General features: G+C 58.4%; 20 protein-coding genes. 9 read left to right on the forward strand and 11 right to left on the reverse strand.

Annotation, left to right across the window (positions count from 1 at the left end; all coding sequences use genetic code 11):
- The first annotated feature begins 2 nt into the window (after positions 1-2).
- Complete coding sequence (mog, locus tag Q0915_RS26435; protein ID WP_299483727.1) at positions 3-524, forward strand: molybdopterin adenylyltransferase; 522 nt, start codon at positions 3-5, stop codon at positions 522-524.
- Between the two features lie 328 nt (positions 525-852).
- Here the strand turns inward: mog and Q0915_RS26440 are convergent, their stop codons facing one another.
- The 11 genes from Q0915_RS26440 to Q0915_RS26490 all read right to left on the reverse strand — a co-directional run bounded on the left by Q0915_RS26440 (position 853) and on the right by Q0915_RS26490 (position 13,646).
- Positions 853-2,112 (reverse strand): molybdopterin molybdotransferase MoeA, encoded by a 1,260-nt coding sequence (locus Q0915_RS26440; protein WP_299483728.1) that lies wholly within the window; start codon positions 2,110-2,112, stop codon positions 853-855.
- 111 nt (positions 2,113-2,223) lie between these two features.
- On the reverse strand, positions 2,224-3,393 hold the full coding sequence (locus Q0915_RS26445; protein ID WP_299483729.1) for a mandelate racemase/muconate lactonizing enzyme family protein: 1,170 nt from the start codon (positions 3,391-3,393) through the stop codon (positions 2,224-2,226).
- Entirely contained in the window at positions 3,390-4,850 is a 1,461-nt protein-coding gene (locus Q0915_RS26450; protein WP_299483730.1) for an NAD-dependent succinate-semialdehyde dehydrogenase, read from the reverse strand. The genes Q0915_RS26445 and Q0915_RS26450 overlap by 4 nt, the downstream gene beginning before the upstream one ends.
- Before the next feature lie 8 nt (positions 4,851-4,858).
- A complete protein-coding gene (locus Q0915_RS26455) occupies positions 4,859-6,478 on the reverse strand; it encodes a GMC family oxidoreductase (protein ID WP_299544481.1) in 1,620 nt (539 codons plus the stop codon).
- A 17-nt stretch (positions 6,479-6,495) separates the two neighbouring features.
- A complete protein-coding gene (locus Q0915_RS26460) occupies positions 6,496-6,945 on the reverse strand; it encodes a hypothetical protein (RefSeq protein WP_299483732.1) in 450 nt (149 codons plus the stop codon).
- Between the two features lie 8 nt (positions 6,946-6,953).
- Positions 6,954-8,189, reverse strand: a complete 1,236-nt coding sequence (locus tag Q0915_RS26465) for an ABC transporter permease (RefSeq protein WP_299483733.1) — start codon at positions 8,187-8,189, stop codon at positions 6,954-6,956.
- On the reverse strand, positions 8,167-8,985 hold the full coding sequence (locus Q0915_RS26470) for an ATP-binding cassette domain-containing protein (protein WP_299483734.1): 819 nt from the start codon (positions 8,983-8,985) through the stop codon (positions 8,167-8,169). Before Q0915_RS26470 ends, Q0915_RS26465 begins: the two co-directional genes overlap by 23 nt.
- Positions 8,986-8,996: 11 nt before the next feature.
- Positions 8,997-10,058, reverse strand: coding sequence for a sugar ABC transporter substrate-binding protein (locus tag Q0915_RS26475; RefSeq protein ID WP_299483735.1), 1,062 nt, complete (start codon positions 10,056-10,058; stop codon positions 8,997-8,999).
- 200 nt (positions 10,059-10,258) lie between these two features.
- Positions 10,259-11,008: a FadR/GntR family transcriptional regulator gene (locus Q0915_RS26480; protein WP_299483736.1), complete on the reverse strand. Its 750-nt coding sequence runs from the start codon at positions 11,006-11,008 to the stop codon at positions 10,259-10,261.
- A gap of 314 nt (positions 11,009-11,322) precedes the next feature.
- Positions 11,323-12,936, reverse strand: a complete 1,614-nt coding sequence (locus Q0915_RS26485; protein WP_299483737.1) for a GMC family oxidoreductase N-terminal domain-containing protein — start codon at positions 12,934-12,936, stop codon at positions 11,323-11,325.
- On the reverse strand, positions 12,933-13,646 hold the full coding sequence (locus tag Q0915_RS26490) for an FCD domain-containing protein (RefSeq protein ID WP_299483738.1): 714 nt from the start codon (positions 13,644-13,646) through the stop codon (positions 12,933-12,935). Before Q0915_RS26490 ends, Q0915_RS26485 begins: the two co-directional genes overlap by 4 nt.
- A 226-nt stretch (positions 13,647-13,872) precedes the next feature.
- Between Q0915_RS26490 and Q0915_RS26495 the strand changes: the two genes are divergently transcribed.
- The 8 genes from Q0915_RS26495 (at position 13,873) to Q0915_RS26530 (ending at position 22,842) form a co-directional block, all read left to right on the forward strand.
- Positions 13,873-15,342 carry an aldehyde dehydrogenase family protein gene (locus Q0915_RS26495; RefSeq protein WP_299483739.1) on the forward strand — a complete coding sequence of 490 codons (1,470 nt, stop codon included), beginning with the start codon at positions 13,873-13,875 and terminating at the stop codon, positions 15,340-15,342.
- Between the two features lie 55 nt (positions 15,343-15,397).
- Positions 15,398-16,369: an ABC transporter substrate-binding protein gene (locus tag Q0915_RS26500; protein WP_299483740.1), complete on the forward strand. Its 972-nt coding sequence runs from the start codon at positions 15,398-15,400 to the stop codon at positions 16,367-16,369.
- Between the two features lie 62 nt (positions 16,370-16,431).
- Positions 16,432-17,952, forward strand: coding sequence for a sugar ABC transporter ATP-binding protein (locus tag Q0915_RS26505; protein ID WP_299483741.1), 1,521 nt, complete (start codon positions 16,432-16,434; stop codon positions 17,950-17,952).
- A complete protein-coding gene (locus Q0915_RS26510) occupies positions 17,949-18,932 on the forward strand; it encodes an ABC transporter permease (RefSeq protein WP_299483742.1) in 984 nt (327 codons plus the stop codon). Before Q0915_RS26505 ends, Q0915_RS26510 begins: the two co-directional genes overlap by 4 nt.
- Before the next feature lie 28 nt (positions 18,933-18,960).
- Positions 18,961-19,938 (forward strand): ABC transporter permease, encoded by a 978-nt coding sequence (locus Q0915_RS26515; RefSeq protein WP_299483850.1) that lies wholly within the window; start codon positions 18,961-18,963, stop codon positions 19,936-19,938.
- Positions 19,935-21,032, forward strand: a complete 1,098-nt coding sequence (locus Q0915_RS26520; protein ID WP_299483743.1) for a mandelate racemase/muconate lactonizing enzyme family protein — start codon at positions 19,935-19,937, stop codon at positions 21,030-21,032. Before Q0915_RS26515 ends, Q0915_RS26520 begins: the two co-directional genes overlap by 4 nt.
- An 8-nt stretch (positions 21,033-21,040) precedes the next feature.
- Positions 21,041-22,075, forward strand: a complete 1,035-nt coding sequence (locus Q0915_RS26525; protein WP_299483744.1) for an alcohol dehydrogenase catalytic domain-containing protein — start codon at positions 21,041-21,043, stop codon at positions 22,073-22,075.
- Positions 22,072-22,842, forward strand: coding sequence for an SDR family NAD(P)-dependent oxidoreductase (locus Q0915_RS26530; RefSeq protein ID WP_299483745.1), 771 nt, complete (start codon positions 22,072-22,074; stop codon positions 22,840-22,842). Before Q0915_RS26525 ends, Q0915_RS26530 begins: the two co-directional genes overlap by 4 nt.
- Positions 22,843-22,847: the final 5 nt, after the last annotated feature.

Raw genomic sequence — 22,847 nt, forward strand, 5'->3', positions numbered from 1 at the left:
ACATGCGCATCACAATCCTGACCATTTCGGATCGCGCGAGCCGAGGGGACTATGAAGACCTCAGCGGCCCGGCAATCGAGGCCTGGCTTCGGCGCGCCGTCAACACACCCATTGAGATTGAGCGCAGGATCGTGGCTGACGGACGGGAAACCGTACGCGATGCCCTGATCGGGCTGTGCGATTATGACGGCGCCAGCATGATCCTGACGACCGGAGGCACCGGCCCAGCGCCGCGTGACCTGACACCCGAAGCCATGCTGGACGTCATTGAAAAACCGCTGCCGGGTTTCGGTGAACTGATGCGGCGCACGAGTCTTGACTACGTTCCAACGGCGATTTTGTCCCGGCAGGAGGCCGGTGTGCGTGGCAAGACCTTCATATTGAACCTGCCCGGTTCCCCATCGAGTATCGAAGTCTGCCTGAATGCCGTGTTTGCGGCAGTGCCGTATTGCCTGGAACTGATCGGTGCCGGGTATCTGGACACAGATCCCAACGTCCTGAAATCGCACCGGCCCGGACGCTAGGGTACGGACCCATAAATGAGGCCGAAATGGTTTGAGGCGGCTTGCTTCTCATCAAGGAGCGAAAGCGCAGGAAATGTGCTTCATTTTCAAGCCTTTCGCAACGCGGAGGAGGAGCAAGCCGGTCAAATCCGAAGGACACGGAAATGGCTTCACCCCGTGGCGTCAGCGTGCTCGATCGGGCAGGAAGCCCGCTCCGCGCACCCTTCCTAACGGGATTTCGCCATTTCACATGCCATTTCAGTCTCATTTATGGGTGCGCACCCTAGGGCGAAGTTTGAACTGCGGCCGGAGCAAGCCTTGCTTCAATCAGGCTATCCGGCCGAAAACCTTACAAACCCATGTCGGTGCGGAACGGGTAGAATTCCAGCCGGCTGCCGGGTTCGACAACGTCCTTGTCAGCATCGATTGCCCCCAGACCATCCGCTTCGATGAGTGGCATCAACCTTGCCGATCCTGCGCGACCTGTTTTTTCCAAAAGCGGGAGGCCTTCTTCACTCATGCCGACAATGTTGCATGGGAAGAATTCATGCCGTCCGGCCCGGCGTTGCCAATGGAACGCAGCCTTGGCGGATAGAATGCGGGGTGCGCGGCGCGAGGCCCCTGCCAATCCGTCGAGGATCGGCCGGCCGACAAGCAGGAAATCAACGAAGCACGCCAGTGGATTGCCGGGCAATCCCAGATAAACGGCGGGCCCTATCTTGCCGAGCGCGACCGGCTTGCCGGGCTTGATTGCCATGCGCCAGCTTTCAATGGTTCCTCCGGCCTCGATGACGGCGGGCTTCAAATGGTCTTCCTCGCCAACCGAAACACCGCCCGACGTTATGACAAGATCATGGGTCAGCGAGGCGTCTTTCAGAGTGCTGACAACTGCCGCGCGGTTGTCAGGAATGATCCCGAGGTCAGTCACGGTCACATGGCCGGACGACAAAAGGGCGCGCAGCATCGGGCGGTTGGTGTCGAAGATATGACCCGGGCCCATGCCGACGCCTGTGTCCCGCAGTTCGTTGCCGGTTGAAAAGACGGCGACCTTTATTTTCCTGACGACGCAGATGCTCGGATAACCGCTTGCCGCCATCAGAGCAGTGTGCCGGGCATCAAGCCTGGTTCCGGCCCGCACAAGCGTATCGGAGGCCCGGACGTCTTCCCCAACTTGGCGAATATTGTCTCCCTCGGGCACATCAAATCGGGGTGTCACGTTGCCATCGGCAACGTCCGCATGCTCCTGCATCACGACAGAACGCGTGCCCAAAGGTGTCGGTGCCCCGGTCATGATCCGCATGGCTTCGCAGTCTTTTATGGTTTCCTTTGAACTTTCACCCGCGATCCTGCGTCCGACGATCCGGAAGGATTTTTGACCGCTTCCGCCAAGGGCATAGCCATCAACGGCTGAGTGTTCGTGGATCGGCAGGGAAAAAAGGGAAATCGTGTCACCGGCACTCACGCGCCCGGTCGCTTCGGGAAGCAGAACATTTTCCGTTTCACCAACTACGGAACACAGATCCAGTGCACGCGCGACCGTTTCCTCTATGGTCGACAGTCTGCCGTCACCAGTCTTGCTGCAGCAATCTAAACTGGACTGCGTCTCCATCTCATCCAACCCCAAAAGCCGACACGCCCGAAGCGGGCGATGGGGAAAGGTAAGACATTCACTGCCTGAAGCGGTTGATTTCAATCAACTTCGCAAAGGAACGTCACCAGCTTAAAGATCAATTTCATAGTGCCTGATGAATTCCGCATCAGGCACCACGCCGTGCCCGGGACCTCCCGGGATAGAAACAAAGCCGCCCGAGGATTTCACTTGCCCCTGAATATCGAGCGGTTCCTGCAACAGGTCATCCCGGAACTTGTTGTCCGTCGTATCGAATTCCAGCATAGGCTCCCACGGATGAAGCCCGCCTGGCATCGCCGGCATTGCCGCCAACAGCTGGATATTGGTGGCAACCGCGATGGCAGATCCCCAGACGTGGTTGATCACGGGCGTGAAGTGGGCATGGCAGAGTGCCAGAACGCGCAGATATTCGCTGATCCCGCCCAAGGCGCAGACTTCCGGTTGGGCGATGTCCAAGCCTCTGTTTTCAAGTATTTGCCGCCAGCCCCAACGATTGAACTCTGCTTCACCGCCGGAAATGTTGACCTTGAGAGCGGCGCGCAGTTCGCGGTATCCGTCGAGGTCCTCGGGAGCGACGGGTTCCTCGAACCAATAGGCGCCGAGTTCGTCAAGCGCGCGACCTACGTAAAAGGCATCCGGCGTCGTGTAGCAATGATTGGCATCGACCATGAACCTGCCGCGACCTTCCACGGTTTCGGCGACAGCACGGCAGAGCTCTATATCTTCCTTAGGGCCAAGACCTGTTTTGAGCTTCGCGCCGACAAAGCCCATTTCCATGATCTGATCGGCTTCCAGCCTGAAGCGTGCAACATGATCTTCGACGCTTTCACGCTTCAGCATCATGCCGTAGCCATAAACTGGAATGCGCGTTCGATGCGCCCCACCGATCAATTTGTGCAGCGGAAGACCGGCGACCTTGCCGGCAATATCCCAAAGGGCGATATCGACGCCGGACAGTGCTTGCAGGGGCATCCCCTTCTGGCCGTGATCGCGTGTCAGGTTGTAGACCCGGTGCCAAAGAACGTCGCGGTCCATAGGATCGCTGCCGAGGATGATCGGCTGGATGACTTTTTCCACGATGGCCTTGTTGGCAATCGCAATGTTGCCCGGACCGAAACATTCGCCCCAGCCCGTTATCCCCTCATCGGTGTTGACTTCGACGAGATGGGCGGTGCGCCTTTCATAATACTGTTGCGAATAGCCGAGTTCCCCGGGCAGGTCGTATTGCAGTACGTGGCTTTTGACGCTTGTTATTTTCATGCATTCAGCCCTTCGAACTCCGCCGTATCCAGCGCGCGTGAGATTCTTTTCACAATCAGGTAATCGTTCAGCGCCAGAGCCGAGCAATCATGCCCGATACCGGATTGACCGATCCCGCCATGCGGCAGGTCGATGTCGTATTTCACACCGTTGATCTGGATTTCTCCGTAGCGAAGAGCCGACGCATATGCTTCCGCCTTGGCAAGGTCGCGCGTGAAGATATAGGCGGTCAGGCCGCCTTCTTCGCAGTCATTGGCCTTGGCTGACAGTTCCTGCTCGGTATCGAACGGGATCAGGCTGACGATCGGACCGAACGTCTCCTGCCGGTAAACATCCATTTCTTCCGTGACTTCGTCGAGCACCGTCGGTGCCAGATAGTGCCCCTTGTTCAAATGGGCGGGCCGGTCTCCGCCCGCGAGCAGCGTCGCGCCACCCTCCACAGCGGTGTCGATCAGGTTTTTGATCCGGGCCCAGGCGCGGCCGTCAATGACTGGTCCGGTGGTGATGTCGACCTCCTTGTCAAAGCCAACTTGCGCGGCCTTGGCACGGGCAACAACCTTTTCCTTGAAAGCGTCGTGAATCGCTTTTGCGACAAAAACCCGGTTCGGTGAGACGCAGATCTGCCCGGCATTGGAGAATTTGACGCCGCAAACCACATCGGCCGCCAGATCCAGATCCGCATCCTCGAACACCAGGACCGGCGCGTTGCCGCCAAGTTCCATCGAATAGCGCTTGATCGACGTGGCGCCGGTTTTCATGATGTGTTGGCCCGTCGGTGTGGACCCGATTAATGTCACCACCTGAGGGATGGTCGAAGCCGTCAACGCGTCGGCCACGTCGTAGCCGTCGGTGCACAGGATCTGGACGACGCCTTTCGGCAGGCCGATTGTTTCGCACAACATCCCGACCGCGTAGGCCGAGATCGGTGTTTGCTCCGATGGCCTTATGATGATCGGGCATCCGGCTGCCATCGCCGGTCCAATCTTGAATGCGAGATTGAGCAGCGGGAAGTTCCAGGCAAGATAGGCCAGTGCGACGCCCGCGGCCTCGTGAACCATCTTGTGCGTGTGCGTTCCCGCCCGGTCAGCAAGCCCGACATCGTGCATGCGGGCGATCTCTTCAGCATAAAAGTCGAGCGAGACGACCAGCCGGTCCCAGTCCTCGAGCGTCTGAGACCAGGGTTTGCCCATTTCGTGATGGACGCAGTCCCGCAAGAACTCTTCTTGAGCGACCACCTCCTCACGAAGACGCCGCATCCAGGACTGGCGCTCGGCAATCGGGGTATTGGACCAGTCCGGAAAGGCCGCTTTCGCTGACTGGAGGGCCCGCTCGGCATCCTTGAAGCCAGCCGTCTGAACGGTTGCTATGCGCTCTTCTGTTGCCGGATTTACAACGTCGATGCGCCCTGATCCGCCGGACAACGCACCATCGATGTACATTCTGGTCGGGAACTCCATGAACGGCCTCAATCAAACAGGGTTGCGATATTGGTTTTGATTCTGTCGCCAATGTAAAGCGCGAGGGCCTGGATCGTGGGCGTCGGATTGACAGCTCCCGAAGTCACGAAAATTGATCCATCGACAATGAAAAGATTTCGGACGTCGTGGCTGCGCCCCCATCCGTTGACCACGGAGGTTTCCGGATCCGCACCCATTCGGCACGTCCCCATCTGATGCCAGCCGGCGCGCCACCAGACCTCGTCACTGCCCTTTGCGATCACGCTTTTGGCCCCGGCGGCGCGGAGCAGTTCCTTTGCCTTTTCCTGTCCATGCCGCAGCATTTTCCGCGTGTTATCGCCGAGCCTGTAAGTGATGCGTGGCGCGGGTATGCCGTCGCTGTCGGTCAGCTCCGGATCCAGCGTAACCGAGTTGCATTCCTCAGGAAGGTCTTCCGTGACAACCGTCAACCCCGCCAGATAGGGATAGATATTGTCCATGATCTCCCTGTGTTCCTCTCCCCAGGGGATCGGGCTGTCGATGCCATAACCGCCGAGCGCGAAGGTCATCGGTGTGGTCGAACGGCCGGAATGAAGACCGTAGCCGCGGACAAAGCCGCGCTCCGGGTCGGTTTCGTAAAACTCCTGGGACAGGATCGAGCACGCCATCGGCCCTTCGTGTCCGAGCATGGGTTCGTCGAAAACACCGGCGACACCCGTCAGGGGATGGAACATAAGGTTTTTGCCGACAAGGCCGGACCGGTTGGCAATCCCTTCCGGGAAGAGGCTGGATTTTGAATTCAGCAAAAGTCTCGGTGTGCCGACACCGTTGCAGGCCACAATCACAAGCTCGGCTTTTTGCACGTGCAGCTGTCCGTCCGCATCGTGGTAGAGCACGCCGGTTGCAAACCCCGTCTCCTGATCGACAATAATTTCGCGGACCCGCGCGTTTGTCCGGAGTTCGACACCCGCATTTTCAAGAATCGGCCAATAGGTGAAATTGGTCCCCCCTTTCGCGCCGGCCGCGCATCCCAGATCACAGGTGCCCGCATTCACGCATTTCTGCCTTCCGTCCCTGTCCTCGCTCAGGATTGCAACGTCTGACGGCCACCAGTGCCAGCCGAGCTGGTTGAAACCATTGGCAAGGGTCCGACCGAGCCTGCCGATCGGGATCGGTGGCAAGGGTGGGGAATAATCCGGGTATCCGGGATTGCCCCCAAGACCCGAGACCCCTGTATTCTCATCGTTCAGGTCGTAGAAAGGTTCGAGCGTTTCATAATCGACGGGCCAGTCCTCGGCGACACCGTCGAGCGTCCTCGTTTTGAAGTCCGAAGGTTTCATCCGCGGCCAGTGCCCCAGGAAATTGACCGTGGACCCTCCAACACCGTTCCAATTCACCGGCGTTATGCAGCTTTGTTCCGAGTTGATCGGATAATCCTGTTTCAAATTCCTGACATTCGGATCACAGGAAAACGCGCCATAGCGGGAAAGCTCATAATCTTCCCGGCGGCTTGGAAACTCCTTGTCGTGGAGATGATCGCCCTGCTCAAGGCACAAGATGCGCATTCTCGTTTCAAGCAGCGACCAGGCGATCGCCGCTCCGGATGCGCCGGCGCCGATAATCAGAACATCAACGGGTTCATTGGACATGCTCATGTTCCTGTTCCTCAGACCTGGCGATAGGCGATCCCGCGTGCGCGCACCGGCGCCGTCAGATCGTTCATCAGATCTTCGCTTTCCCGGGTGACTTCGTATCCACCCGGATGAACCGGATGGGCTCCAACGCCGAGCAGCGGCCTGATTTCCGGCCGGCTGTAATAAGCCATGTATGTGAGCCGGACGAGTTCGTTGAACGGGGCCGGATGGTCCGCTTCCACCAACTTCAGCAGGGCAACACGTTCCGGTGCAGGAAGACCGGCAAAGTCTCCTGCCCTTGATTCAACGGCCTGTAGAACAACGGTCACGCTTTCCACGGGATTGTCGGAGTAGGCAGTTGCCGAGAGGACACTTTCGGCAACTGCCTTCACACCGGCAGACGGCATGCGCCGTGCGCCGCCCGCCGGGATGATTTCGTCAAGGATCTTCATAAGGAGTTCGTCGTTCCGGTCAGTCCACATTTGCCCCCCTATCGCGCCGAGGTGCCCGCAGGCCGCGACAGCGCATCGATCGCAACCGCTAGAAGCAGAATGGCGCCTGAAAACATGAGTTTGTCCGCAGCGCTTGCTCCGGTCAGATCCAGTCCGTTGCCGAGGGAACCGATCACGAGCGCACCCAGAATTGCGTTCCAGACCGACCCGCGCCCGCCAAACAGGGAAGTCCCGCCAATCACTGCAGCACCGATGCTCTCCAGCAGCAGCGATCCGCCGGCAAAGGCCGTGTAGGACACGGATCCATATCGGGAAGCTCCGAATATGCCGCCGATCGCCGCAAGAAGACCAACGATGCCGAACGCGACCGCGCGAATACGCTTGACATCCATGCCGACGCGCCGCGCACTTTCAGCGTTTCCGCCTACCGCGAAAATCGACCGGCCGAACGGCGTGGATGTCGTGACCCAGCCAATGATTGCCGTTACCCCGGCCAGAAGGACGATCAGCAACGGAACGGATCTGTAGGCATTCATGGTCAGGACGGCCGTAAACACAATGATCGCAAAGAAGGCGACCTGTCCCCAAAGCGTGGTGGCCGTTTCAAGTTCCAGCCCGCGCGCCTTTCGTTCGGCCTGACGCCTTAGGGCAAGTGCGGCCATTGCGAGCACAAGCAGCCCTGCAAGCAGCAAACCCCAGATGTCCGGGATCAGAATGCGAGCGATTGCCCGCACGAACGGATCACCGATATTCAGATTTCCGGTCGGCAGGATCTTCTGCATCAAACCCTGGTAGCCAAGCAGACCAGCGAGCGTGACCACAAAGGAGGGAATGCCGACGTAGGCAATGAGCAGTCCCTGAGCCAGCCCGAGGACAACGCCCGCTGCCATCACCAGAAGACACGCTGCCCATCCCGGAACGCCGGCCAGGACAAGCACCCCGAGGAGCGCTGCGCACACCCCGGCCGTTGCCGCTGCAGACAGATCGATTTCCCCCAGGAGAAGAACAACAGTGATGCCGACAGCCAGCGTCGCGATCACCGCGGATTGCATGAAGAGATTGTAGATGTTGCGCGGCGAAAGGAAGATGAAGCGCAGGCCCGTTGCATCCGGGTCCGTCCAATACTCCCAGAGCGGCAAAGCGAGGCCGAAGTAGAGCCAGATCGCGGCAAGTGCGAGCAGCACCGGCACGAAGGACCCCAGGCTCGACTCACGCAGTTTTCGCAACCGGTCTATGGGTGACGATGACACTTCAGGCTGCATTGTTCGTTCCATTGTCCAATCCGGCCGTCATAGCGACCACAATTTCGTCCGCCGTCGTTTCGGATGTTTTCCAGGTCGCGACATTTGCGCCGTGACGCAGCACGCATATCCTGTCCGACACTTCGAAGATGTCGCGCATGTTGTGCGAGATGTAGACGACCGCGTGATCCGTATCGCGAAGGCGCTTGACGACATCGAGAACCTGACGGGTCTGGGCCACGCCGAGCGCAGCCGTTGGTTCATCGAGCATGACGACACTGCATTCGGCACCGACGGCGCGTGCAATGGCGATTGCCTGACGCTGGCCGCCGGAGAGGCCGCCGACTTTCGCCCGAACCGAATTCAAGGTGCGCACACGAAGGCGATCGATCGCCGCCTTGGCGCGGACTTCCATCTCCAGATCGTCAAGCGGACGCAGCAATTTCGGCAGAAACCGCCAGCCGGACTTCACAGGTTCCGCTCCAAGCGACAGATTGGCCGCAACGTCCAGATTTTCGCATAGCGCCAGATCCTGATAGACGATCTGAATTCCGAGCGCCGCGGCATCATGCGGTGTGTTGATCGCAACCGGGCTGTCGTCGATGAAAAAATCACCCCCGTCGCACACAAGCGCGCCGGCCAGTATCTTCATCAAGGTGGACTTGCCCGCACCGTTGTCACCGACAAGGGCCATGACCTCGCCACGGGCGACTTCGAAGTCGACGCCCTTCAGGGCGTGGACACCGCCAAAGCGTTTCTGGATGCCCGTGACACGCAGATGAGGGGGTGGGGCCTCAGGCCCCACCTTCTTGAGCTCTTTCGAAGACATGGTCTTCCCGCTTATTTGCAGAAGTCGGTTGCCGCGGCTTCGCCCTGGCAGACCATTTCCTTCGTGATGGACGGATCGTTTTCCACCACATAAGCGACGCCTTCAGCACCAAGGGCTGAATAGGATCCGACCGGGACGTAGGCGACTTCAGCGCCAATACCATTCGTCACCTTCTGCGGCGCAAGATCTGAAAAATCCTCTCCGTTCACCAGGCGCACGGTGACCTGTGCTGCCGCATTGGCCATATCGGCCAATGGCCGCCATCCGCACTGGGTCTGTTTTCCGAGGAGCATCAGTTGCTGCGCCTGTACCGTGCAGTCGAGCCCGGAAACCGGCATCGTTCCGGCCATGCCTTGCTCCTCCAGTGCCGCGATCGCAGCGCCGGCGTTGCCGTCATTTGATGACACCACACCCTGCACGTTGTTGTTCAACTGAGTAAGCGCCTGATCCATGGACCGTCTTGCGATTGCCGGATCCCATCCTTGAGTCCAGTTCTCATACCCCATGATCCGTTTTCCGCTGTCAAACAGCGGCTGCAGCGCACGAAGCTGACCGTTGTGTATGACGGCTGCATTGGGATCTGTCGGAGACCCCTTCAGGAGGACGAGCGTGTCACCATCCTTGGTGTTCTCGATGACGTGGGATGCCTGATCAAATCCCATGCCTTCAAGATCCGCCTGAACCCAAAAACTCGTGTTTTCCGAGTTGATCATGCGGTCATATGCAATCGTCGGAACACCCTCCTCGGCCGCCATGTCAGCGATCACCGCCGAGCTTTCGCCATCGATCGGGATCACCACCAGCACCTTGGCACCTTGAGTGAGCGCTTGTTCCGCCTGACGCTGCTGGACGGATGTGTCGTTGTTGGCATTAAAAACCTCAACTTTCACATCCGGTGCGATTTCTTTCATGGTGGACACGAAAGCGGCCGCATCCTGCTGTTCCCAACGGGGGTTCACATTCTCCGGAAGCAGCAAAGCCACCATCTCCGCCGAACTTGCCGCACCTGCACCACAAAGTGTGGCCAAAGCCGTTCCTGCTACCAATAAGCCTTTCTTATTGCTGGGAAACATCCTATCCTCCTGTCCGATGCTTAGGCGCTTTCCGACGCCTGACTTCACCCGGTTTCCTGCTCATTCACGCGCAGTAAACCTGGCGTTGCGAGGCTGTTTGAACCCAACTCGCAACGCCGCCTTCGACCCGGCAAGGCGCCGGTATCGTCTGGATCTGCAGCGGGCCTTCCGAGCACCACTGCGAAACTCTGATTGCGTCCTTAGCCGGACACGGCAAATCCCTTGATGGCCCCGGAGAGCCGGGTGGTCGTGTCGCTCAGCAAGTGGAGCATTTTTTCTTCCGCGAGATCGGCATTTCGGGCGAGGATCGCCTCCATGACCTCCCGGTGAAAGGGTATGGAACTTTCGTTTTCGCGCGGATCCGCATTGGTCAGGCGGATTGAGCTGAGGAGCGCGGAAAAAATGACACCTTCCATCGCTCTCAAAAACTCGTTGTTCGCTGCGCGCAGAATGGACCGGTGAAACAGGGCGTCAGCGACGACAAATTCCTGAACCGACGTCCGGTCGTCTTCCATCTTGAGCTGGGCATCCCGGATGTCAGCGTGCTCAGCCTCGGTTCCGAAAACAGCTGCCCAGGCCGCCGCCTTCGGCTCCATCATCCGCCGGATATCCATCAATTGCCGCAGAAAGTCCGGCTTGGGATCGACCGAAAGATGCCAGGCCAGCACATCGTCATCCAGAAGCGCCCAACTCGCCCTTCGGCGAACCCGCGTGCCACTTCCCCGGCGCACCTCAAGCAGGCCCTTGCCGACGAGTAGCTTTACAGCTTCCCGGACGACCGACTTGCTGACACCAAACCTGCTCGCAAGCTTGGTCTCATCCTCGATCAGTTCGTCTTCGCGGTAGTGGCCGCCAACTATTCTTCGCCCGATCTCGCGAGAAACCTGTGTTGCCAGTCCAGGTGCGACGCCACTTGCGTCCTTAAGGTCATAGTACAGAAGCTCATTCATACGAAGATACTAAACATCTGATGTTTGGAGAGTCCAGATTAATGTACGAAACCGGTTTTTGGTAGTTAATTATCTGATTTTAATGGGAAAAGTTGAGCGTTGCGGCTCTGAATGTTGGATCACTATGTGAAAAAACAATCTACTTTTAATAGCATTCAAATGAAATTTCTATCTCAGCATGTATTCTTTTAGGGCGCAGCCCTCTGGCGCTGAACGCTGCAAATCGATGAGACACCAAGGCGAACAAGGCACGGAAATTCTCAGGCCGCGGTCGTTCGCCTGAGCCCGTTTACGGCAAAGAGCGGTAACTGGCGCTACTGCAGAATAAACTCCGCGCATCGCGATCCGAGCATCATCGCCGGTGCATTCGTGTTACCCGCGTTGATGTCTGGAACCGCAGACATGTCGCAGACACGCAGGTTGTCCACGCCGCGCACGCGCAATCTTCCGTCAAGGACTGCCATGGCATCGCCGTCGGCACCCATGCGCGCTGTACCCGCAGGGTGATAGTTCGTTTTGACGAACCGTTTACAATGGCTTCGCAATTCTTCGTCTGAACACTTTCGCGGATCCGGAATTGCGATCTTCTCAAGTTTCGACGCAATGGGATCGGACTGAAGCGCATCCAGAAAGAAGCGCTGCCCGGCCATCATTTCCTGCATGTCCTCTTCCTCCTTCAAAAGATTCGGACACACGATCGGCATGTCTGCGGGTTCGGCGGACGCGAGCCGGACCTCACCGCGGGACTTCGGCTTCACAACCACGGTCGTTACGGTGACGCCGTACCCGTCTTTCAATTCGGACTGGGCATCCCGGTCCAGGTAAACTATCGGCACGCAGAATGCCTGGATCGTCGGATCTTCCTCACGATTGCGCGGATTGACGAACGCGCCGGCCTCGACACCGGCCGAGGTGATGCGGCCGCTGCCGAAAATCTTGAACTGGAGGCCATTCAGCAGCATCCGCCAGCCCTCGCCCTGCCGGTAGTAGCCGTGCGGACCATTGGCATAGGCGGTAATCGGCACTTCGGGATGGTCGATCAGGTTTTGCCCGACCCCGGGGAGCTCGCTTTCAACCGGGATCCCGAATTCTCTCAGATGATCAGCCGGACCGACACCGGACAACATAAGAATTTTCGGTGTGACCAGGGCACCTGCGGCAAGAATGATTTCGCCAGAGGTGTTTACAGTGTGCGTTCCGGAGGCATCGCTATAACGGACCCCAACAGCGCGGCCGTTTTCAATCAGGACCTTTTCCACTGACGCCTGCAGCTTCACGGTAAGTCTTGGATCGCCGCGAAGCGGTTCCAGGAACGCGTAGGCAGTTGAACTTCTGCGGCCGTTCCTGTTCGTGAACTGATAAAAGCCGACACCGCGCTGCGACGGTCCATTGAAGTCCGTATTATAAGGTTCGCCGACTGCCTGAACCGACTGAACGAACCAGCGCGACACCGTGTCGACATAACCGGGATCGGAAACCTTCACCTCGCCGTCGGTGCCATGGAGATCTCCCGCCAGCCGATTGTTGGCCTCCATTCCTCTAAAATGCGGCAACACATCCGACCAGCCCCAGCCGGGATTGTCGTTGTTGCCGCTCAAGACGTCGTTCCAGGCATCGTAATCTGCGGGACGCCCGCGCATATAGACCTGCGCGTTCACTGACGAACCACCCCCAAGAACATTGCCCTGAGGAATATCGTGCACTCGGCCTTCCAGATGCGGCTGCGGCGTTGTCTTGTGGTACCGCATGTATTTGGAACCGTTGATCATCTTGAAGATGCCAGGCGGCATATCAAGCAACGGATGTTTGTGCGAAAAACCTGCTTCCAACAGCAGGACGCGCGCGCCGCCCTGTGTGACTAGACGCGATGCGGCAACCGCGCCACCCGAGCCTCCGCCGACGACGATGAAGTCGTATTCTGAGGTCATTCGTCGCCCCAGTCGAAGGTCACGCGGACAAATTCCCACGCTGCTTTCAAGTGGTTGGTCAGAGCTTCTTCGGCGGCAACCGGATCGCGTTCCAAAATGGCATCCAGGATGGCCTTGTGCGCAAGGTAGTTCACCTCGTTGCGTTCCGGCGAGCGCAGCATCCGATCCCATTGCGGCGCCAACCAGGACGTATATCCTTCGTGCATCGTCGGGAAGATCGGGTTTCTCGGAATGCGATACAGCACTCCGTGGAACGCAACATCCGTTCGATAGAATTCCTGCGAGTCCGGTATGGCCTGCCGGTTGTCTTCCAGGGCCGTCTTCAAATTGACGATATCTTCCTTTCGCGCTGCCACGGCGGCTTCGCGCACCAGTGCGCGCTCAATGAAGACGCGACTGTCGTAAAGGTTCTTGATGCCAGAGCGCTCGGTCAGAAGGTGCTGAACAACATTGCCGCATGCGTGCAGCACGGTGGCATAATCCGGTTTGCGGACGATCGGCCGGAATCGTGGGCGTGTTTCTATCAGGCCTCTGCTGGACAGCTTGGAGATCGCCTCCCGGATAACGGTGCGGCTTGCGCCGAACTGTTCCATCAGCTCCCGCTCGGCCGGTAGTGGCGTCTGGTTTTCCAGTTCACCGGAAACAATTTTCGCTTCCAGCATCGCAACCACACTATCTGCCGCGCGACCCGTATCGTTCCCGATGTCCATGAGGCGTCAACACTCCCGCGTCATTGTTTTCATCTGTTTTGGTATGACATAAATTTCGTTTTCGTAAAGCGATTTTTTCCACACACACGAACAAAAACCCCTAAAATCTGTTGTTTTTCATGTGTTTGTTATTTTTAAGTACCATTTTTCTAATTTAAGATTGACTTTGGTCTCGATTAGCAACTTACTTGTGAAAGTTTGGTCATACCAAAGGTAACTCATTCTCGTGTTCGACATTACCCTCAGTTCCGATATGCCTACAGCCGCCGGGATGTTCATCAATGGTCAGTGGGTTGAACGCGGCCAGGCGAACGCTCTCGAAGTCGAGAACCCAGCGAACGAAAGCATTGTCGCGACAATCCCGGACGGCAACGCCGAGGACGCGGGCGAAGCGCTCACTTCAGCAAGAAAGGCCCACCCGGCATGGGCAGCAATGCCGTCTGTCGAACGCGGCCGACTTGTCGCCGCGCTTGCCGATCAGGTCGCGGCACAAAAGCAGCACCTGGCACGCCTCGTCACTCGGGAACAGGGCAAGCCGCTGAGCCATGCGCTTCAGGAGATTGACGCCGGCATCACCTTCCTGAGATACGCCGCCGAAAATGCGCGCAGGATCGAAGGCGATATCGTTGTATCGGACAATCGTTCGGAAGAGATCCATATCAGACGCCACCCCTACGGTGTTGTCGTTGGTCTGACCGCCTGGAATTATCCCTTTGCCCTGGCAGCGCGAAAGCTCGGACCTGCGCTGGTTGCCGGAAACACGTTCGTCCTGCTATCACATGAGGCAACCCCGCTGTCGGGGCTCGCGCTTGCACGATTGAGCGAGAAAGCCGGGTTCCCAGCAGGCGTATTCAACGTGGTCACCGGTCAAGGACGCGTCGTCGGGGAAGCCCTCGTCCAAAGCCCGCTCTCCGATCTCGTCACGATGACCGGAAGCACGCGCGCGGGCCGCGAGATCTACAGGTCCGGCGCAGAAAACATCAAAGTCATTCGCCTCGAACTTGGGGGCAAGGCGCCTTTCCTTGTCATGGAAGATGCAGACATCGACAGTGCGGTTTCCGCCGCAGTTGCTGCGCGCTACACCAATTGCGGACAAATCTGCACCTGCAACGAACGCATGTATCTGCACCGCGCGATCGCAGACGAGTTTCTGGAGAAATTCGTTGCCGCGTCCGAGGCGCTGAAGATCGGCGACCCGCTCTCCAATGTCGACCTTGGCCCAAAGGTCAGCCGCGTGGAGCGGGACAAGGTTGCCGACATCGTCGCCCAAAGCATTTCGTCCGGCGCTGACGTCCTCCTGAAAGGCGGCATACTGGAGGAAGGTCCCTTTGCGAAAGGACACTGGCTCGCGCCCACCGTTCTTGAAGCGAAACGAAACGACAATCCTGCCGTCCAGGACGAGATCTTCGGACCCGTGGCAACGGCTGTCAGGGTCGACGATTTCGACATGGCGGTTGCCTATGCAAACGACACATCATTCGGACTGTCGGCATACCTTTTCACCCGCGACTACAAGCGTCTGGCCGAAGCACCCTACCGCCTGAAATTCGGAGAACTTTACCTCAACCGGTCCAATGGAGAGGCGGTGCAGGGATTCCATACCGGATGGGGTCTGTCAGGGCTTGGGGGAGAAGACGGCCGCTACGGTTTCGACGGCTATCTGCGCAAGCAGACCGCCTATCTGAATTGGGGTTAGGGCCTCAAGTTCTCGCGACCGGGGGGATTCTGGTCGCACTAAAGTGGAGGAAATGATGAAACGGACACTCTTGCTGGCAACCGCCATCGCCTTTGGCGCGGTGACATCGATCGCTTCAGCGGCCGGCTTGCCGCCCCTTGAGCAGAAAGATCGATACAAGGTCGGTTTTGCACAAATGGAATCCAACAATCCCTGGCGGATCGCGGAAACCAAATCCTTTCACGATACGGCCGAGAGCTGTGGCTGGGACCTGATTGCGACAGACGCGGCCGGTTCTGCGGCCAAGCAGGTCGCGGATGTCGACAGCATGATTGCACAGGGCATTGACGTCCTGTTTCTGCCGCCACGCGAGGAAAAACCGCTTATACCTGCTGTTAAAAAAGCAAAGGCCGCAGGCATACCGACATTCCTGGTCGACCGCTCGGTAGATCCGAATGCCGCCAAGCCCGGCGAAGACTTCGTGGCCTTCCTCGGGTCTGATTTCATCGATCAGGGCCGCCGCGTTGCAGAGTGGACAATCGAAAACTTCAAGGGTGACAAGGGCATCATTGTTGAACTTGAAGGAACAACGGGCTCATCGCCTGCAAATGACCGCAAGAAAGGATTCGATGACCGCATCCTGCAGGACGACCGCTTTGAGATCGTTGCCTCGCAGTCCGGCGACTTTGCCCGCGATCTCGGCCGCCAGGTCATGGAAACGCTTCTGCAGGCACATCCCGATGTCAACATCGTCTATGCCCACAACGATGAAATGGCGATCGGTGCCATCCAAGCGCTTGAACTGGCTGGACGCAAGCCGGGCGAAGACGTTCTGATCGTCTCGATCGACGGGACACGGGACGCGCTTCAGGCGATTATCGACGGGAAAATGGGCGTCACCGTTGAAAGCTCGCCGTTCTTCGGACCGCTCGCCTGCGAAACCATGAAACGGTACGCTTCCGGTGAAACCATCGAGCATTGGGTGCAGGTCAAGGACCGTATCTTCACCACAGACAATGCTGCGGCGAATATCGACGAAGCCTATTGATGCCATTGGCCGGAAGGGACCACCCTTCCGGCCATTTTCCTTTCATGTTGACAGGAACCGACATGGCACCTTTGCTCACCATGACCGGGATCAAGAAGCATTTCGGCGGCGTACCGGCGCTGCGAAACGCATCTCTTGAAATCGAGCCCGGCGAAGTTCATGCACTCATTGGCCAAAACGGTGCGGGCAAATCGACACTGATCAAGATCCTCACCGGGCTTTATCGCCGGGACGAGGGCGAAGTCACATTTGCTGGTGCCCCCAGTCATCTGTCGTCGCCGCGAGAGGCACAAAACGCCGGAATAGCGACGATCTACCAGGAACTGAACCTCGTTCCGCTGCGTTCCGTCAGCGAGAATGTCGTGATGGGCCAGGAACCGAAATCGTTCGGATTCATGATCAACTGGCCGGAAGCGCACAAACGCACCCGCGAAATTCTGTCCCGCTTCGGCATTGAGATCGACGTCACCGCCCCGCTCGGAAGCTATTCCACCGCGATCCAGCAACTGGTGGCGATCGCGCGCGCCGTTTCCATGGATGCCAAGCTTGTCATCATGGATGAGCCGACCTCGTCATTGGACAGTTCCGAGGTGGAAATCCTGTTCGGTGTCGTGAGGGAACTTAAGTCATCGGGCGTATCCGTGCTCTATGTGTCGCATTTTCTCGACGAGCTTTTCCAGATCTGCGACCGCGTGACCATCATGCGAGACGGCCAGACTGTCGGTTGCCGCGAAATAACCGATACATCAAAGCTGGACCTGATCGCGGCCATGCTCGGACGCAACGCCAAAGAGATCGAGGCTGAGGGCCTGACCGAACTGGCGGGCGGCAGCGCCGCCTTCGACGAAGTCGTGCTCGCTGTCGACAAAGTTGCCACGGGCCCAAGGCTGTCAGACTTTTCAATGTCTCTCCACCGCGGTGAAATTGTCGGTCTTGGTGGCCTGCTCGGGTCAGGCCGCACCGAGGCGGCAAGAAGTATTTTCGGTCTGGATACTCTCACGTCCGGAACCATCCGGCTGAAGGGCAAGGAATTCAAGCCGGCAGAACCTTCCGAAGCGATCCGGGCCAGGATCGGTTTCCTCACGGAAGACCGGAAGGCGGAGGGCATCGTTCCGGACATGTCCGTGCGGGAAAACCTTACGCTCGCGCTCTTGCCCAGCCTTCGGCGGAACGGGCAGATCGACCGCGATCGCGAAAAAGAGCTTGTCGACGAGTTCATCCGAAAACTCGGCATCAAGACGTCACACATGGATCAACCCATTCGCGAACTCTCCGGCGGAAACCAGCAGAAGGTCCTGCTTGCCCGCTGGCTGGCCACCAAGCCCGACATCCTGATCCTCGACGAACCGACTCGCGGTGTCGATGTCGGTGCAAAGCGCGAAATCCAGGCAATCATCCGGACCTTCGTCGACGAGGGCCACGCTGTCATCCTGATCAGCTCGGAATTCGAAGAGCTGGTGGAAGGCGCTAACCGCATCGTTGTGATGCATGAAGGCAAGGCAGTTTCCGAGCTGACCAATCCGGGCATTACCGAAAATGCCCTGGTCAGGGCGCTTGCCCACCACGAGGATGCAACGACATGACCAGTGTGACATCGGAAGAGACCATGCGCACAGATTATACGTCCCGCCTGAAAGACCACGGAGGCCTGATCGCACTGGCGGTCATTCTGGTCTTCAACATCATCGTGACGCCAAACTTCCTCCAGACACAGACGCTCGCCGTCAATATCTCCCAGGTCGCGACAATCGCGATTGTCGCCATGGGCATGACCCTCGTGATCGCGACGGGCGGCATCGACCTGTCCGTCGGTGCGGTGATGGCCCTCTCGGGTGCCCTGGCCCCCTTGATCTTCCTGTCCGATTTCGGACAGGCCTATCCGGTCCTGGGGCTGATCGCGGCGCTGTTGTGTCCGCTGTTGGCTGCCTTAGTGTGCGGCCTGTTCAACGGCATCATCGTGTCGGTCCTCAAGGTACAGCCCATCATCGCGACGCTCATCCTGTTCATTTCAGGCAGAGGCATCGCGCAGGTCCTCACCAACGGAAATCTTCAAACCTTCTCCAATCCCGAATTCAGCTATCTGGGAACCGGCAAGATCCTCGGGTTTCCCTTCCAGGGATGGCTGGCCCTGGCGATCGCCTGCCTGTTGTTCTGGGTGGTGAACCGGACGATCTTCGGCCGATACCTTCTGGCGATCGGCGGCAACGAGCGGGCCGCAAGGCTTGCAGGCGGCCCGGTGCGCCGCGTCAAGATCGGTGCCTATGTCATCTGTTCCGTTCTCTCGGGGCTCGCCGGCCTGATTGTCGTCGCCATCAATTCCGCCTCGGACGCTGCCCGAAACGGCAATCTCATGGAGCTTGATGCGATTGCCGCCGCCGTGGTCGGTGGTGCGCTGTTACATGGCGGCAAAGCACCGATATTCGGGGCCATTCTCGGCGCCGTCATCATCCAGCTCGTCAAATACACTTTGCTGGCCAACGGCGTCGAAGACGAGGTCGCGCTCATCGCCAAGGCCGCGATCATCCTGGCTGCCGTTTACATCCAGCAAGCGCGAAAGGAATAAGAAGGTGCTTGATCAAAACGCTTTTGACATGCGCAAATACATCTCGCGCAACCCGCAATCGGTGGCGGTGTGGATCGCGCTGTTCGTGCTGATCGCCTTCGGACTGCTTCGCTATGACAATTTCGGCGGCGCCTACAACATCACATCCTTCCTGAATTACAACGCGATGTTCATCGCGATTTCCGTCGGCATGTGTTTTGTCATCCTGACCGGCGGCATCGACCTGTCCGTCGGGTCCGTTGCCGCCTTCACTTCGGTCGTTGCGGCCTATCTCAGCCCCTATGGGATCGAAGTGGCCATGCCGCTTGCCATTCTTTCAGGCGTCGCGTTTGGCCTTTTCAACGCGGTCTGCATCGTCTTCGGCAGGATCCCGCCGTTTATCGCGACACTCGCGACGATGCTGGGCGCAAAGGGTGGCTCGCTCGTCATTTCCGGTGCCCAGACGATTGCCGTCGACTGGGGATCGAACTTCACCCAGCTTGGCATGGAAAAGGCCCTGGGAATCGTGCCCTGGACCATCGTGATCGTCGGCATCCTGGTCGTCGGCCTCTGGATTGTCCTGGAAATGACCAGTCTCGGCCGAACGATCCTGGCCGTCGGCGGCGGCGAAGACGCTTCCGTCATGATGGGGCTCAAGGTCAATCGGGCCAAGATCTTTGCCTACGCGCTGTCCGGTGGCTGCGCAGGGCTTGCGGGTGTTTTCCTGGCATCCGGGTTCGGCGCCGGACAACCGCTGGAAGGCGTCGGCTGGGAGCTTTCGGCCATCGCATCGGTCGTGGTCGGCGGTACGCTTTTGACCGGCGGTCTCGGATCGATCCCCGCAACCGTTGCCGGAGCCCTTCTGCTGGGTCTTGTGTTCAATATCCTGAACTTTGAAAACGGCAAGGGTTGGATCAGCTTCAGCGCCTATTGGCAAATGGTGATCCGGGGTGCCTTCCTGTTCGCCGTGATCCTCTTCCAGACACGGGTCATGAACCGCCAGTCGAATGTGGAGTTCGCCAAATGACCGCGATCAAGGAGATCCGCACGAAGCTGTTCCACGTGCCCCTGGCGGAGGTCCTTGTCGATGCCAAGCATGGCGATCACACACTGTTCGAACTGGTTACGGTCACTGTTGTGCTCACCGACGGAACAGAGGGGACGGGTTACACGTATACGGGCGGCAAAGGCGGACACGCGATTGCCGCCATGGTTCACAACGACCTGGCCCCGTTTCTGATGGGCCAGGACGCAAGCGCCGTCGAATACCTTTATGACGGCATGCAGTGGCATATTCACTATGTCGGCCGCGGCGGTATTGCGTCCTTCGCGATTTCGGCCGTCGACATTGCGCTGTGGGATATCCGAGGCAAGAAACGCGGTTGGCCACTCTGGAAACTGGCCGGCGGCGCAGACAATCGCTGCAAGGCCTATTGCGGCGGGATCGACCTCAATTTCCCGCTGCCCAAACTGCTCAAAAGCATTCAAGGGTATCTCGATCGCGGGTTCAACGGAGTCAAAATCAAGATCGGTCAGCCGACCCTTGAAGAAGACCTTTCGCGAATAGCAGCGGTGAGGGAACTCATTGGTCCGGACGTTGCGTTTATGGTCGACGCGAATTATTCCATGTCTGTAGACGAAGCGACCAACGCGGCACGCGCGTTCGCACCTTACGATATTCTCTGGTTCGAGGAGCCGACCATTCCGGACGACTACACAGGATATGGGAAGATCGCGGACGCAACCGGTTGCCCGCTTGCAATGGGTGAGAACCTGCACACAATCCATGAATTCGAATACGCATTCAGGGATGCCAAGCTCAGTTTCATCCAGCCGGACGCCTCCAACTGCGGTGGCGTGACAGGCTTTCTGCAGGTTGCCGATCTGTCGCGCCAGCACAATCTGCCGATCTGCAGCCACGGCATGCAGGAGCTCCACGTCAGTCTCGTGTCCGGGCAAGTGAATGCAGGCTGGATCGAAGTCCATTCCTTCCCGATCGATCAATATACGAAGCAGCCCCTCAAGGTTGAAAACCATCTTGCGGTTGCCCCGGAGACACCGGGCACCGGGGTTGTCTTCGATTGGGCGCTTCTTGAACCCCACAAAATCCTTACCCACTAGAGGTCTTCATGCTCAGCAACGCTGCCGTTTATCGCGGTGACAAAACATTTTCACTCGAACAAAAGCAGGTGTCCGCTCCAGGGCCCGGTGAAGTCCAGATCAAGGTGGCCTATTGCGGTATCTGCGGGACCGATCTCCATATCTTTCTTGGTCACATGGACCAGCGTGTCGGCTTTGAGCGCACGATCGGCCACGAGATGTCAGGCACCATCGCGTCTGTCGGAGACGGCGTCGACGGTCTGGCAGAAGGAGACCGGATTGTCGTCAGACCGCTTGATCACTGCGGCGAATGTCCGGCCTGCCTCGCGGGTCATGAGCATATCTGCCACAACCTCAAATTCATCGGGATCGATACGGAAGGTGCCTTCCAGGAATACTGGAACGTCCCGGCGCACACGATCCATGTTCTTCCCGAAGGCCTCGATCTTGCCCACGCCGCCCTGATCGAACCTCTGGCCGTAGCCTGCCACGACGTGAGCCGGGCTCAGGTCAAGCCGGGCGAGGACGTGCTTGTGATCGGCGGAGGCCCGATCGGACTTCTGGTCGCCCTCGTTGCGCGCAATGCCGGCGGCAATGTCACGATCAGCGAGATCAGCGAAAGCCGCCTCGCCTACGCGGACAAGCTCGGTTTCAAAACAATCAATCCGAAAACGTCCGATGCCGCTGAACAGGTGAATGACCTTACAGGAGACAAGGGAGCGGACGTCGTGTTCGAGGTTTCGGGTAGCCAGCCAGGCGTTGACCTGATGACGGATGCCGCCGCCGCACGTGGCCGCATCGTGATGGTTGCCATCCATGCGAAAAAGCCGGATGTGGACATGTTCCGCTTTTTCTGGCGTGAGCTGGAACTCTTCGGAGCCCGCGTCTACCGGCCCGAGGACTACGATCAGGCCATGCAGCTTCTGGCGGAAGGCGTCGTCGACTGCTCCAGCTTCATCACCGATATCCAACCGCTCAAGGATATTCAGAGCGCTTTTGAAGCGCTTACGCAGAATCCGAGCGCCATCAAATCCATGATCCAGATTACCGGGAACGACGCATGAGTGTTTTGGACAGTTTCAGCCTTGCGGGAAAAACCGCGCTTGTCACAGGCGCTAAGCGCGGGATCGGCAAGGCCATGACGGTGGCCCTCGCAGAAGCCGGGGCGGATATCATCGGCGTCAGTGCCAGCCTGGAACGCTCCGGCAGCGCGATCGAAACCGAGGTCAAGGCACTTGGCAGGAACTTTCACGCCTACCAATGCGATTTCGGCGACCGGTCTGCCTTGAAAGCCTTCGCAGCGCAGGTCAATGAAGAGCATCCCGTCATCGACATCCTGGTGAACAATGCCGGTACGATCAAACGAGCGCCACTGACCGAGCACGGCGATGACATCTGGGACGAGGTGATTGAAATCAACCTTTCCTCGCAGTTCCTTTTGACCCGTGAAATCGGGTCCGGAATGGTCGCGCGCGGATCCGGCAAGATCATCTTCACAGCGTCCCTCTTGACCTTTCAAGGCGGCATCACCGTTCCGGGTTACGCAGCCTCAAAGGGCGGGATCGGCCAGCTGACAAAGGCATTTGCGAATGAATGGGCCGCGAAAGGGGTGAACGTAAACGCTATCGCGCCCGGTTATATTGCGACCGACAACACCGAAGCGCTGCGCAACGACCCGGGGCGGTCGAAGTCGATCTTGGAACGTATCCCCGCCGGACGCTGGGGTAATGCAGAGGACTTTGCCGGTCCGGCCGTCTTCCTGGCTTCTGGCGCTTCGGACTACATGCACGGATCCATCGTGACGATCGATGGTGGCTGGATGGGTCGATAGCAACA

Source organism: uncultured Roseibium sp. (assembly GCF_947494555.1).
Lineage (GTDB): Bacteria > Pseudomonadota > Alphaproteobacteria > Rhizobiales > Stappiaceae > Roseibium.